Origin of the sequence: Pseudoalteromonas arctica A 37-1-2 (assembly GCF_000238395.3) — a bacterium.
GTDB lineage: Bacteria > Pseudomonadota > Gammaproteobacteria > Enterobacterales > Alteromonadaceae > Pseudoalteromonas > Pseudoalteromonas arctica.
Window position 1 is genome coordinate 204,991 of record NZ_CP011025.1, and the last position, 13,674, is coordinate 218,664.

The window sequence follows — 13,674 nt, forward strand, 5'->3', positions numbered from 1 at the left end:
GGATTTTCTTAAGGTTATGATTGTATTTGTCTTTTTATTTGTTTTTATGTGTTAGTTAATTAGGTGTGATTTTTTGAGGGGTTAAAAACAATAAGTATTTAATTTACTCGCCTTATGTAAATAATAATGGCAGCTGTAAATTTTTGTCGTGATTTTTTAACGCATTTAGATTGAGTTACAAGCGCTAGTTATATACTATTTATATTATATATTGTTGCGCCGTTATAACAGGAAATGTTAATTCGGTAATTTGATTGGAGAATGCGTGTGACATCTATTGCCAATAACCAACCTTTACAAGTTATTCAGCTCAGTGATGGTCAAAATTTAACAGCTGAAATTTTGCCATTTGGCGCAATAATAAAAAGCATTAAATTTAAAGAACAAGAAATGACGCTTAGCGTCGATGATCCTCAATACTATCTTGAAAACCCATTTTATCTTGGCGCTACAGTAGGTCGATACGCTAATCGCATTGCAAAGGGGCGTTTTAACTTATCTGGTACGCAGTATCAACTAGAAGCAAATAACGGCCCTAATAGCCTGCACGGCGGCGTTAAAGGCTTTAATAAAGTACTTTGGCAAGTAACCAAACAAACTGAAAGTGAAGTTGAACTTTATTATTGCTCGCCCGACGGCGAACAAGGTTTCCCCGGTGAGTTGCAGGTTTGGCAAACGATTAGCGCTAAAAACGGCGAGCTTACTCTGCACTTTAAAGCGCTAACTAATAAAGAAACGCTCGTTAACTTTACTAACCATTGCTATTTTAATCTTGATGGTAGCGAATCAATTAATGAACACCTTGTTCAAGTTAATGCCAATTACTATCTTCCTATTGATACAACTAGTATTCCACTTAATGAATCTGCATCAGTCACCGGTACCTGCTTTGACTTTACTAAGCCAGCTCAAGTTGGTGAGGCCTTAAGCGCCGTTCATCCTCAACTAGAAGCTGGAAATGGCTTTGATCACTGCTATATTTTTAATGATGACAGCAGTTTAAAGACGATGGCTACATTAACCTCGCCACACACGAAGGTTAATTTAACGCTCAAAAGCACTCAGCCAGGTATGCAGTTATACACCGCTAACTTTGTAGGTGCGCCTTTTAAAGCACGACAAGCTTTGTGTTTTGAAGCGCAAAATTGGCCAGATGCGCCAAATCGTGAAAATTTTCCAAAAGCTAATTTATTACCGGGAGAGGATTACGAACAGGTTATTATTTACTCTTTTTCTGAGTGAATACAGCATTCCAATGTTAATTTAAAGAAAATTAAAAGCAAAAATACAGTGATTAAATGCTATCCATAATTCAGGAAAAGGTTGCACTTTTTGCTGGTTTAAAGTATTTATAATATAAATAGTATTTGAAACTATATGCACTACCACAACGACACAACGACTACACACAATCAGGAGTTTTTAAAAAATGATAATTAACAATAAGTTATCGTTCAACAAGAAAACCGCGATCAGTATTGCTATCACAGGCATATTGGCAAGCGGAAACGTTGCAGCTCAAGGCGCTGAAGGCAATACGCCTACAGTAGTAAATGAAGATGTTGAAGTTATCGCAGTAACGGGTATCCGCAGCAGCTTACGTTCATCAATGTTAGATAAAAAAGCATCTAATGTTGTTACAGACGGGATTAAAGCAGAAGATCTTGGTAAATTTCCTGATTTAAACGTAGCAGAATCTCTGCAACGTATTACAGGTGTAGCAATTGACCGTAGTGGTGGTGAAGGCCAAGCGGTAACTATTCGTGGTTTTGGTCCACAATTTAATACTGTACTTGTTAATGGTCGTCAAATTGCGACAGACAGTGCAGGTCGTGAATTTAATTTTGATGTATTAGCGGCGGATCAAATCACCGGCGCTGATATTTATAAAAGTAATACAGCAACTCTTCAAGAAGGCGGCATTGGTGGTACGGTTAACGTAACTACAGCACGTCCTTTTGATTTTGGTGGTTTACATATTTTAGGTTCAGTTAAAGGTATGTACGAAAGCCTTTCTGAAGAAGTATCTCCATCAACATCATTCTTAATAAGTAATACGTTTAACGATGACAAGCTAGGTGTGCTTTTTGCCATCACTAATCAACAACGTAAACTTCAAAATAACCAAATTTTAACGGCTGGTTGGCGCGGTGGCCAAACAATCTCTAATCCAACGGATGGTGTATTGTTTGAAAATGCCTACATTCCACGTAACTGGGATCAAGTTGTTGATGAGCAAGACCGCGAACGAACAAACGCAAGTTTAGTACTACAATATGCACCTTCTGACGATGTTACGATTACTGTTGATGGCATGATTTCAAAATTCGAAGTTGACTCAACAGTACGCGATTTAGCATCTTGGTTTGAACCAGACCGCGTAGGCAGTGCAACGATTGATCCAGAAACAGGTACTCTTTTAACTTTCTCTCAAGAAGTTGGCTTAGGCGCGCCAAGTGGCGACCCTGCAAGTGACTTTGTATCACATACACGTAACTCACGTGATGTAACTAATAAAGCATTTGGTATTAACGTTGATTGGCAAGTAAACGAGTCATTAAAAGCTAAATTTGATGTATCTCGCTCAACAGCCGAAAACGACCGTGCGGGTAGAGATCGCTTTAACGTTGTAGGTGTTATCAATAGCTATACTTTTGACGGTACAGGCAGCATTCCTACTGTACAGCATGATGGTTTTGAAAATGGTTCGTTGCCAGATCCAAGCCTAGCGCGACTTCATTACAACGAAATTGGTAATCAATTTACAGATGAAGATGAAATTACTGAAGTAAAAGCCGATTTTGAATATGTGCCAGATAAAGGCCCCGTTGATCGCATTAACTTTGGTGCTTATCGCCAAGAACGTGAAAAATCAAGCTTTCAAATCTTTGGTAGCCAATGTCAGTTCTGTGGTTATGGTACACAAGCACCATTTGATGCAATTGATTTTGAAGCTTATACAGCGAGTAACTACTTCCCTGGTTTAATCGATACATTTTATAGCTACGATGGCGATAAAATGCTTGATTACTTAGCCGATCAAGGTTTCCCAGTAGAACCAACACTACAAAATAACCGTTACACAATTAACGAAGACATCACTAGCTTATACATGGACTTTACGCTTGGTTTTGACCTTTCAGATATGCCTGTAACAGTTAACTTTGGCGCGCGTTACTCAGAAACTGATATTGAAGTTGCTGCAATACAAAGCTTTATTAGCGATGTTATTCCAACGTCAGATGCGACATTGTTTGCTAACGTATTTGGCCCAGCTACAAGCATTGAACAAGGTACTAGCTACTCAAACTTATTACCGTCTTTAAATGTTAAGTTAGAGCTGCAAGACAACATGATTCTACGCTTTGCAGCGTACGACAGTATCACTCGTCCAACGATGTCTCAGCTATCTCCTGCGACAAACTTTAACGAGCCACGTCGTCAAAATTTAACGGCAAGTGGTGGTAACCCAGCACTTAAACCATTCCAATCAGAAAACTGGGATATCTCTTACGAGTGGTACTACAACGATGCTAACTTATTTAGCTTTGCAGTATTTAGTAAAGAAGTTGACGACTTTATTGTTACCCTAACAGGTGCAGAAACATACGAAATGTCTGACCGTTTAGGTCCTGATTTTGCGTGTACTACATGTACAGACCAAACAGATGACGAACTTGTTGGTAGTTCAGAAGTTTACACTGTAAGTCGTCCTCAAAATGGTGAGTCTGCAACTGTAACCGGTTTTGAAGTCGGTGTTACTCACATGTTTGAAAATGGCTTTGGTTTTATTGCCAATGCAACTGTTGTGAATAGCGACATTAGTGTGGGTGACGATACTACACAAACATTTGCACTAGAAGGTCTTGGGGATTCACAAAACTTAATATTTTTCTATGAGCAAGAAAACTGGCAAGCACGTGTTGCATTTAACAACCGTGAAGGCTTTTTACGCTTAGTTGATAACGGCTTTAATGGTGAACCAGTGAACGTAGAAACTTACGGCCAGTGGGATATTAGTGCAAGCTACGATATTAACGAAAACTTCACTATTTTTGCTGAAGGCATCAACATCACTGAAGAAGAGTTAGTGCAAACAGGTCGTTTTGCTAACCAAATCTATTCAGTAGAAGATAATGGCTCACGTTACGCGTTTGGTATTCGCGGATCGTTTTAATTAATGATGGAGGCGTATTTTTCGCCTCTTAGTTTTCATTACAGCACCAAGGTGCTAATACCAATTAGGTTAATTTAGCAGTAATGTATATTAGTTAACCTAATTGGCCAAAATGAATACACATTAAATCAAAATGCCCTAACGGGCATTTGTTGTATAAAACGTTATCAGAAATACTCAAAGAGTAGTCCATTATGAATAAAGCAATAAAAACAGTAGCGGTAGTTGGCGGTGGTACAGCAGGATGGCTGAGCGCTGCAATTATAGCTTCGTATCACCAAGGTCAAAATGGTGACGGCTTAAAAGTGATGTTGGTTGAATCATCAGACATTCCAACTATTGGCGTAGGTGAAGGTACCTGGCCCACGATGAAAAACACACTTCAGCAAATAGGCTTACGTGAAGTCGATGTGTTTAAAGCCTGTAATGCTACCTTTAAACAAGGCGGGAAGTTTGTAAATTGGACTCATGGCAATAATGACTTTTACTACCATCCATTTACTGTACCGCTAGGCTACGGCCGTATAGATTTAGCCCCATATTTAGATAATGTTGAAGACTTTGCACAGCGAACTAATTTTCAACATGATATTTGCGAAGCAAGCTTAGCCCCAAGAGGTATAGCGCAAGGTGAATATCAAGGTAATTGTAATTACGCTTATCACTTAGATGCCGGCGCTTTTGCCGAAATGCTTAAACAGCATTGTAAAAGTAAGCTTGGCGTAGAGCATATTATTGGTACTGTTGATCAGGTAAAGCTTGATGACGATGGTGCAATAAATGAGCTTACTCTAAAAGATCAAACCCGCACTATAAACGCCGATTTATTTATAGACTGTACTGGTTTTTCATCATTGTTATTAGGCCAAGCGCTCAACGTACCGTTTAAAAAAATGGACCACGTGCTATTTAACGACAGCGCACTGGCGATGCAAGTCCCTTACGATGAAAACGATAACTCCTTAGCCAGCCATACCATAGCAACAGCGCAAAACGCAGGATGGATTTGGGATATAGGTTTAACGCATCGCCGTGGTGTAGGGCATGTCTATTCAAGCAAATTTTTATCAGACGATGAAGCAGAGCAAAACCTAAGAGACTATTTAGGCGATGCAGCAAACGGTTTAACTGCCCGTAAAATTAGTTTTGAATCAGGATACCGTGAGAAGTTTTGGCATAAAAACTGTGTTGCCATTGGTATGTCGGCAGGGTTTGTAGAGCCGCTTGAAGCAACCGCTATTATGCTTGTTGAAATTTCAGCACGCTTTGTAGCAGAGCACATGCCAGCAGATACACAAGTAATGCCTATAGTAGCTAAACGCTTTAACGAGCAAATGGATTACCGCTGGCAGCGTATTATCGACTTTTTAAAGCTGCATTACATGCTAACCAAGCGCCCAGAACCTTACTGGCAAGCACATGTACAGCCCAATACTATTCCACAAACTCTGCAAGAAGATTTACTTCTTTGGGGAAGCCGTGGCCCGCTTATTCAAGATTTTCATGGCGCATTAGAGTTATTCCCTGCCGCCAGTTATCAGTATGTTTTGTACGGTATGGGCTTTAAGCCTGACTTTACTAAACAAGCATATTTGTATTCACAGCATGTGCAAGCCAAACAAATAATTGAACGTAACAGCCAGCTTACACAGCAGATGTTGCAAACTTTGCCGCCTCACCGTGCTTTTATAGAGCAGTGGTTAGCAGCTAACCCAGTTTAAGGATGTGTAACTATGGCTATTAGTGAACTAGTAAACACCAAACACCAAACATTAAAAATTAACCCCAATGCAGCCGTTGAATATGCAAAAACGCAGCATTTAGTTAATTTAAGAGCAAATGAAATAGCAAAAGCAGCCTGCGACTTACCTATTTTTTTAGCACGTAATACACAAAATGGTAGTTATACAGTATCAGCGTTAACCAGCTTTAGTGCAGGTCAAAGTTTATTGGTTAATAACAACCAATGGCAGGCACTTTACACGCCGGTATGTATGCAAACCCAGCCTCTTTATTTAATGACCCGAGAAGCAAATAGTAGCGATTATTTTATCGCGATTGATGATCAAAGCTCAGCCGTAAACACGCAGCAAGGTGAGGCACTATTTGATGCTAAAGGTAATCCGAGTTTATTCTTAAGTGCACAGCAAAAGCTGTTAGAAAGCGACTTAAAAAATGACTATCAAACGTATCAATTTACCCAAGAAGTTGCGCGGTTAGGGCTCATTAAAAACATAGATATTGTATTGCAGTTTGAACAAGGCGAAACCCAAACTATTCAAGGTTTGAGCACCGTTGATGAAGACAAACTGCAAACATTAAATAGCGATACCGTTGCAAACTTACACAAGCAGGGTTACTTGAGTGTGCTTAACAGCATGCTTATTTCTCTGTTTCAGTTAAATGCATTGGTAAAGCTGCATAACCAACGTCCCGAACTTATGCCTTTAAAGCAGATTAAGTTAGAACTAAGTCGAGATGCGCACGCGCTGTAGCGTGCACTTTTTTATTACACAGACATTGCGCATAACGCGCAGGAGACACACACATGTCAGATAACATTTTACAGCTGGTGGTTTTTGTTTTTGTCACCGCTTTAATTGGTGGCCTTACTTATTGGAAATGCCGAGGCCAAAATCGCAATAACGGACAAAGCCAAACCAAAGAGTATTTTTTAGCGGGCGGTGGCCTTACTTGGATGTTTGTTGCAGGTTCAATCACATTAACTAATTTAAGTACTGATCAGCTTGTAGGTATGAATGGTAACCAAATGGCTTTACTGGTTTGGTGGGAGCTTGCAGCAATTATAGGTTTGATTATTTTAGCCAAAGTGTTCATTCCTGTTTATTACAAATACAACTGTACAACGACCACAGAGCTTTTAGAAAAGCGCTATAACAACAAACATATTCGCGCTGTTATTGGTGGTTTATTCTTTTTAGGTAATGCACTTATTTATATGCCAGCGGTTATTTATTCTGGCGCGCTATTTATGCAAACCATGTTTAAGGTTGATATTCCGCTAATGTATATCGCCACCGCATTTGCCATTATTGGTGCTGTTTATGCGTTTTTTGGCGGTCTGCGAGCAGTTGCTGTATCGGATACCTACAATGGCATACTTGTACTAGGCATGGCTGTTTTAGTCGTGTTTTTAGCACTTAATGCGATTGATTATGACTTTACGGGTATTCCTGAGGAGCGCTTAACACTCATAGGCGATGCTGACTCACCTATTCCGTGGCCAACACTTTTAACCGGTATGATCTTTATTCAAATGTATTACTGGGGTACTAACCAAACAATCACACAGCGAGCAATGGCAGCACCTAATGTTAAAGAAGCGCAAAAAGGTATATTTGCAGCTGCGGGTATTCGTTTTTTAATCGTCCCTGCAATTGTGGTATTACCGGGTATTATTTCGTTTAAACTTTATGGCGATATTGGCGACGCGGCTTATGGTCGAATTGTGGGTGATGTAATGCCAGCATGGTTAACCGGTGTGTTCGCAGCGGCAATGGCAGCAGCTGTACTTTCTACTTACAACAGCTTATTAAATTCAGCTACAGCACTATATGTGTGTGACATTCACGAAGCGTACTTTAATAAAGAGCCAAGTGTTGTAAAGCTAAGTGGTTACGTAACATTGCTACTCACAAGCTTAACACTGGTACTTGTACCAATTTACCAGCAAGCAGACAGCATTATTAACTTGCTACAGCAATTAAATGGCTTATTAAGTATGCCTATATTCTCTATTTTTGTAGTGGGCTTATTATTTAAAAATGTGGATGCACGTGCAGGTATTGCAGCAGTAATTTTAGGTGTGGTTATGTACGGCATGCTTACATTTGCAAACTCACCACTACATACTGACATTCATTACATTCACTTAATGCCAATTACACTGATTGTATGTGTAGCCTTTGCATTGATAGTAAATAAAGTGGTATTTGGTTTGAATGCGCAGTGGGCAGGTAAAACACCGGCACTTGATGACGCAGGCCAAGCACAAGTACAAAAATAACGTATAAATAGTTTAAGCTGACAAAGTCGGTCATGGGGAAACTCTGGCCGATTTTTTTATATGTATTAAAAGCAACATGACAACTTCAAAGCGAAGGTTAGTTTAATACTTTTTATTACAGTGGTACTTCCAGTGAGTTTATCTGACTATTTGCGATGTAAAGACTATCAAAACCTAATTTATATGATATATACTATTATTATTGAATATCACTGTCTGATAGATTGTGGCTCAAGCAAAGAGATACATTTAGCACATAGTGTAGCTTACTAATTTTCGTTATATTTATAACTCACACAATGAACAAGAGGATAGGAAAATCATGGCCGACACTAAATCATTTTATCGATTAGACAGTGTAAACAGCACCGTTATTTTCGACTGCCAGAGCAAAACACCGGCGTTACTGTACTTTGGTAAACGCCTATCTGAGCAAACAACAGAAACAATGCTAACTCAGCTTGCTACGCGTCAAGAAGTAAAATGTGCCGTGGTTGAAGAAGCGCCTATTTCTCTATCTCCGTTATTAGGCGAAGGCTTTACTGGTGCGCCAGGGCTTGAGCTAGTAAATGATTCAATCGCATGGTCAGTAGGGCCACAACTTCAAGAAGTTCGTCAGCCTTCAGCCGCAACACTTGAATTTGTAAGCGTAGATAAGCTTCGTGGTATTGAAGTCGTGCACAGCATTACACTTGATAAAAGCACTGACGTACTTAGCGCGCATACCGTATTAACTAATTTAGGTGACTCACCACTGGGCGTTAATTTTTGCGCCGCGCCAACATTTCAATTGCCAGATAGCGTAAGCAAAATAGTGAGCTTTGAAGGTCGTTGGTCAAATGAATTTCAACGTCAATCGGTTGATTTAGTCTTAGGCAGTTTTGTTCGTGAAAACCGTAAAGGCAAAACATCACACGATGTATTTCCTGGTTTATTAGTGCATAACGAAAATGCAGGCGAGCAGCACGGCGAATGTTACGGCTTTCATTTAGGTTGGAGTGGTAATAATAAACTACGCGCAGAGCTTTTAGCTGAAGGTCGTCGTTATGTACAAATGGGTGAGCTATTACTTCCTGGTGAGCTTACGCTTGCTAAAGGTCAAACGTATCAAAGCCCGAGCATTTATGGCTCGTTTTCGAGTGAAGGTTTTAGTGCGCTTTCTCGTAATTTTCATCGTTTTGTTAAAGCTAATTTACTTAGCCAAGCACAGCGTGAAAAAACGCGCCCTGTGCATTACAACACATGGGAAGGCATTTACTTTGATCACGACGTAGATACGCTTAAGCAACTAGCCGACAAAGTAGCGCCGTTAGGCATTGAACGTTTTGTACTTGATGATGGTTGGTTTAAAGGCCGCCGTGGCGACAATGCAGGTTTAGGTGATTGGACAGTAGATTACAAAATTTACCCCGATGGTTTATCACCAGTTATAGATCATGTGAATAGCTTAGGTATGGAGTTTGGTATTTGGTTTGAACCAGAAATGGTTAACCCAGATAGTGATTTATACCGCGCGCATCCTGATTGGGTTTTAGGCTCCCAAAACAACGAACAGTTAAGCTTTAGAAATCAGCTAGTACTTGATTTAACCCGCTCTGAGGTTGTTGAGTACCTATACAAAGCGATTGACGATATTTTAGTTGAATACCCAACTATTAAGTACATTAAATGGGATATGAACCGCGATATTAACCATGCGGGTAATTTTGATGGTAAGCCAGCAGTGCACCAGCAAACATTAGCACTTTATCGTTTAATTGACCGTATTAAAGCGGCGCACCCAGGGCTTGAAATAGAAAGCTGTTCGTCAGGTGGTGCACGTGTAGATTACGGCGTACTTGCACACACTGACCGTGTATGGACGTCAGATTCAAACGATGCGCTTGATCGCCTTGAAATACAGCGTGGATGTTCGTTCTTTTTCCCATCGTCGGTTATGGGTGCACACGTAGGCCCACGTGATTGTCATATCACAGGGCGTAATGTAAGTATTGAAATGCGTGCTGCGGTATCAATGTTTGGCCACATGGGAATCGAAATGGACCCACGTGAACTGAACGATCACGAATACAATGCACTTAAAGCGGCAATAGCACTTCACAAAGAGCATCGGGAGTTTATTCATAGCGCCGATTTATACCGCCTAGATAGCGACGATTTATCAATTAACTTTGGTTTAATCGATGAGCAAAAAACAAAAGCGTTATTTGCCTATAATAGCGTTCGCGAAACACCGCGTACAGCGCCTAATAAGCTTCGTTTTGTTGGCCTAGATGCCGATGCGCAGTACACACTTAATTTAGTGTGGCCGGTAAAATTTGAGGAGTATCGTCCATCTTCTATTGCTGCGGTAAATGGTCAAACATTTACAGGTGAAGCGCTAATGCAGTTTGGTTTACAAATGCCAATTTCATTCCCGCAAACATCGCTTATATTTGAGCTTAATAAAGCTTAAATTTAACTAAGAGCAGTAAAAGGCGCTAATCGCTTTTATATTGCTTAGCTTAGATATCAGTAGTCAGCTCTATATTGTTTAGGGCTGGCTTTTTTATATCCTTAGTAAGCTAATTTAGTAAATTAACTTAGTAAACTCAAAAGTATCGAAAATAGAGTGGTTACGCTTGCGCATAATTTTGCTTGTTACCCAACCAACGTTGAATTAGTGGGTCAACAACCTCTGGGTGTTGCTTAAGCATTTGCTGTGCAATCGGTCTAACTTGGTTGAGGGTGTGCTTATCGCGGGTAAGATCGGCAATTTTAAACTCGGCTAACCCTGTTTGTTTTGTACCGAGTACTTCACCAGGGCCACGAATTTCTAAATCGCGCTCTGCTATCACAAAACCATCGTTACTATCGCGTAGTACACCTAATCGCTTTTGAGCAGTATGAGACAGTGGTGCGTGGTATAAAAGCACGCAATGCGATGCAGTAGCGCCACGGCCAACTCGCCCACGTAACTGATGCAGCTGTGCTAAGCCTAAGCGCTCAGGGTTTTCTATAATGATTAAGCTCGCATTAGGGACATCTACACCAACTTCAATAACCGTAGTGGCAACTAAAACATGTATATTGCCTGCTTTAAACTCGCTCATAATGGCTTGTTTTTCAGCTGATTTCATTCGGCCATGTACTAAGCCTACGTTTAGCTCTGGTAGCGCTTCTTTTAACTGCAGTGCGCTGTCTTCGGCGGCTTGGCATTGCAGTACTTCAGATTCATCAATAAGTGTACACACCCAATAAACTTGGCGGCCTTGCTCGTTACACGCTAATTTAACGCGGGCAATAATATCGTCTCTGCGAGTATCAGGAAGTGCTACTGTTGTGATTGGCGTACGCCCTGGTGGCAGCTCGTCAATCACAGAGGTTTCTAAGTCGGCATAGGCGGTCATAGCAAGTGTACGTGGGATAGGTGTTGCGGTCATAACTAGTTGATGAGGGTAACAATCACCAAACTTACCTTTTTCACGCAGTGATAAACGCTGGTGGACACCAAAGCGGTGTTGTTCATCAATAACGATAAGCACTAAGTTATTAAACTTAACTTCATCTTGAAATAAAGCGTGAGTACCTACAATCATTTGCGCTTCACCAGAGGCTATTTTTTCAAGTGTTGCTACGCGCTCTTTGCCTTTTGTTTTACCGCCAAGCCAAGCAACTGTTATACCTAGTTGATTAAACCACGTTGTAAAATTAACGCCATGTTGCTCTGATAAAATTTCAGTAGGAGCCATTAAAGCTACTTGAAAGCCCTGCGCAATGGCTGTTAGTGCACTAAGTGCTGCTACTAGGGTTTTACCTGAGCCTACATCGCCTTGTACTAAACGCATCATTGGATACGCGTGTTGCATGTCACCTTTAATTTCAGCAACTACGCGGCTTTGCGCATTTGTGGGTGCAAAAGGAAGTTGCTCTAAAAATTGGCTTTCTAATGTGTTTACCGGATTTAATGCCACGGCTTTAACTTGTTGCCCTTGCTCTCGTACTTTTAATAAGCTGAGGTTTTGAGCAAGTAACTCCTCAAATACAAGGCGCTGTTGAGCAGGGTGAGTACCTTGCTCTAATGCAGTTACGTCAACATCATTTGGTGGGCGGTGCAGTAATAATAAGGCGTCACTTAGCGGCATATTTGATGGCTGCCACTGTGAAGGCAATAGTTCTTCTACTGAGTATTTATTTAGTAAATCAATGGCCTGTTCGCTTAAAGCTCTAATCGATAGTTGCTTTAAACCTTCGGTTGTTGAATAAACGGGCGTTAATGTTGTCGCTACCGGTTGCTCGTTGGAAGTATCGCTGATGCTATATTCAGGATGGCTCATTTCAAAGCCAACACGGCCACGGCGCACTTCACCAAAACAACGTATTATTTTACCTGCACTAAATGCGTTTTTTTGTGCGGCGGTAAAATTAAAAAATCGTAGTGTTAGCCTGCCAGTACCATCATTGATTTGGCAAACAAGCATGCGCCTTTTACCAAACGTAATTTGGCTTGTTTCAATTGTTGCTTCAACACTCACATGGCTATGCAATGCCAGTTCATTAATCGCGTATAAGCGAGTGCGATCTTCATAGCGAAGTGGCAAATGAAAAAGCATATCTTGCACAGTTAAAATACCTAGCTTTAACAAACGCTCAGCCATTTTTGGGCCGACCCCTTTGAGCTCTGTAATTGGGTATTGATTTAAGCTAGGTTTAGACAAAGTGTATCAATCTTATTATTTGTGAGTAGGCTAAGTGTACTTACAGAGCTTTAGTCCATCAAGTATGTTTTAAAGCTTGCCAAAATTGCTCGTCAGCGACTATTTCGCCGTTTTCATCAAGTGCGGGGTAGGGTAATTTTTTTTGTTTACACTGCCTTGCAATAATAGGATGGCAGCCTTCAAAGTAAAGTGGGTGCTTAACTTCGGCGCTCAGCATATCTCTATTATATAAACCAGCCAGCTCACGTTGACGCTGTGCTTCAAACAATATTAGCGCAGCAGCAACCGAAACATTTAGCGATTGCACCATGCCTTGCATTGGAATAATAATATTTTGATCGGCATATTCCAGGGCTTTTTCTGAGATCCCTGTTTTTTCTTGTCCAACAATAATAGCCGTTGGCTTGGTGTAATCTACTTCTCTAAAATCAACGGCATCTTCTGATAGATGAGTTGCGAGTATTTGTATTTCTGGATTGCGTTCACGCATTGCAGTAACGGCATCATCAATATTTCTATGTAAGTGCGTCTCTAGCCAGTTTTTACTGCCACCTGAGGTATTATTTGTTAGCCATTTTTGCTTTTCAGGCCATACAGCATGTACGTGATGGCAACCAACCGCATCAGCACTTCGTACTATTGCAGATAAGTTATGGTGTTTGTGCACGTCTTCTAAACACACGGTTAGGTCTGTTTGACGGCGCGAAAGTACGTCTTCGATTCTTTGATAGCGAGTTTGCTGCATGGTTATCCTCTTTTTTCGGCAATTATAC

General features: G+C 40.6%; 8 protein-coding genes. 6 read left to right on the forward strand and 2 right to left on the reverse strand.

What is annotated here, in order from left to right:
* The first annotated feature begins 267 nt into the window (after positions 1-267).
* From PARC_RS00955 to PARC_RS00980, 6 genes are all read left to right on the forward strand, one after another.
* Positions 268-1,242, forward strand: a complete 975-nt coding sequence (locus PARC_RS00955) for an aldose epimerase family protein (RefSeq protein ID WP_010554814.1) — start codon at positions 268-270, stop codon at positions 1,240-1,242.
* Positions 1,243-1,429: 187 nt separating this feature from the next.
* Positions 1,430-4,177: a TonB-dependent receptor gene (locus PARC_RS00960; protein WP_010554815.1), complete on the forward strand. Its 2,748-nt coding sequence runs from the start codon at positions 1,430-1,432 to the stop codon at positions 4,175-4,177.
* A 194-nt stretch (positions 4,178-4,371) separates the two neighbouring features.
* The gene (locus PARC_RS00965) at positions 4,372-5,898 is read left to right on the forward strand and encodes a tryptophan halogenase family protein (RefSeq protein ID WP_010554816.1); all 1,527 of its coding nucleotides are present in this window, start codon (positions 4,372-4,374) and stop codon (positions 5,896-5,898) included.
* Positions 5,899-5,910: 12 nt separating this feature from the next.
* Positions 5,911-6,672, forward strand: a complete 762-nt coding sequence (locus tag PARC_RS00970) for a SapC family protein (RefSeq protein WP_010554817.1) — start codon at positions 5,911-5,913, stop codon at positions 6,670-6,672.
* 53 nt (positions 6,673-6,725) lie between these two features.
* Complete coding sequence (locus PARC_RS00975) at positions 6,726-8,204, forward strand: SLC5 family protein (protein WP_007580003.1); 1,479 nt, start codon at positions 6,726-6,728, stop codon at positions 8,202-8,204.
* A 322-nt stretch (positions 8,205-8,526) separates the two neighbouring features.
* The gene (locus PARC_RS00980; protein WP_010554818.1) at positions 8,527-10,659 is read left to right on the forward strand and encodes an alpha-galactosidase; all 2,133 of its coding nucleotides are present in this window, start codon (positions 8,527-8,529) and stop codon (positions 10,657-10,659) included.
* Positions 10,660-10,819: 160 nt separating this feature from the next.
* On the opposite strand, the gene recG is transcribed toward PARC_RS00980, so the two are convergent.
* On the reverse strand, positions 10,820-12,901 hold the full coding sequence (gene recG / locus PARC_RS00985; protein ID WP_010554819.1) for an ATP-dependent DNA helicase RecG: 2,082 nt from the start codon (positions 12,899-12,901) through the stop codon (positions 10,820-10,822).
* Between the two features lie 58 nt (positions 12,902-12,959).
* Positions 12,960-13,646, reverse strand: coding sequence for a tRNA (guanosine(18)-2'-O)-methyltransferase TrmH (gene trmH, locus PARC_RS00990; RefSeq protein ID WP_007580009.1), 687 nt, complete (start codon positions 13,644-13,646; stop codon positions 12,960-12,962).
* Between the last annotated feature and the right edge of the window lie 28 nt (positions 13,647-13,674).

Excerpts from the sequence above, each read along its gene's own strand:
- PARC_RS00980 (WP_010554818.1), top strand. The coding sequence starts at position 8,527 with ATGGCCGACACTAAATCATTTTATCGATTAGACAGTGTAAACAGCACC.
- PARC_RS00960 (WP_010554815.1), top strand. The coding sequence starts at position 1,430 with ATGATAATTAACAATAAGTTATCGTTCAACAAGAAAACCGCGATCAGT.
- PARC_RS00965 (WP_010554816.1), top strand. The coding sequence starts at position 4,372 with ATGAATAAAGCAATAAAAACAGTAGCGGTAGTTGGCGGTGGTACAGCA.
- PARC_RS00970 (WP_010554817.1), top strand. The coding sequence starts at position 5,911 with ATGGCTATTAGTGAACTAGTAAACACCAAACACCAAACATTAAAAATT.
- trmH (WP_007580009.1), bottom strand. The coding sequence starts at position 13,646 with ATGCAGCAAACTCGCTATCAAAGAATCGAAGACGTACTTTCGCGCCGT.
- PARC_RS00975 (WP_007580003.1), top strand. The coding sequence starts at position 6,726 with ATGTCAGATAACATTTTACAGCTGGTGGTTTTTGTTTTTGTCACCGCT.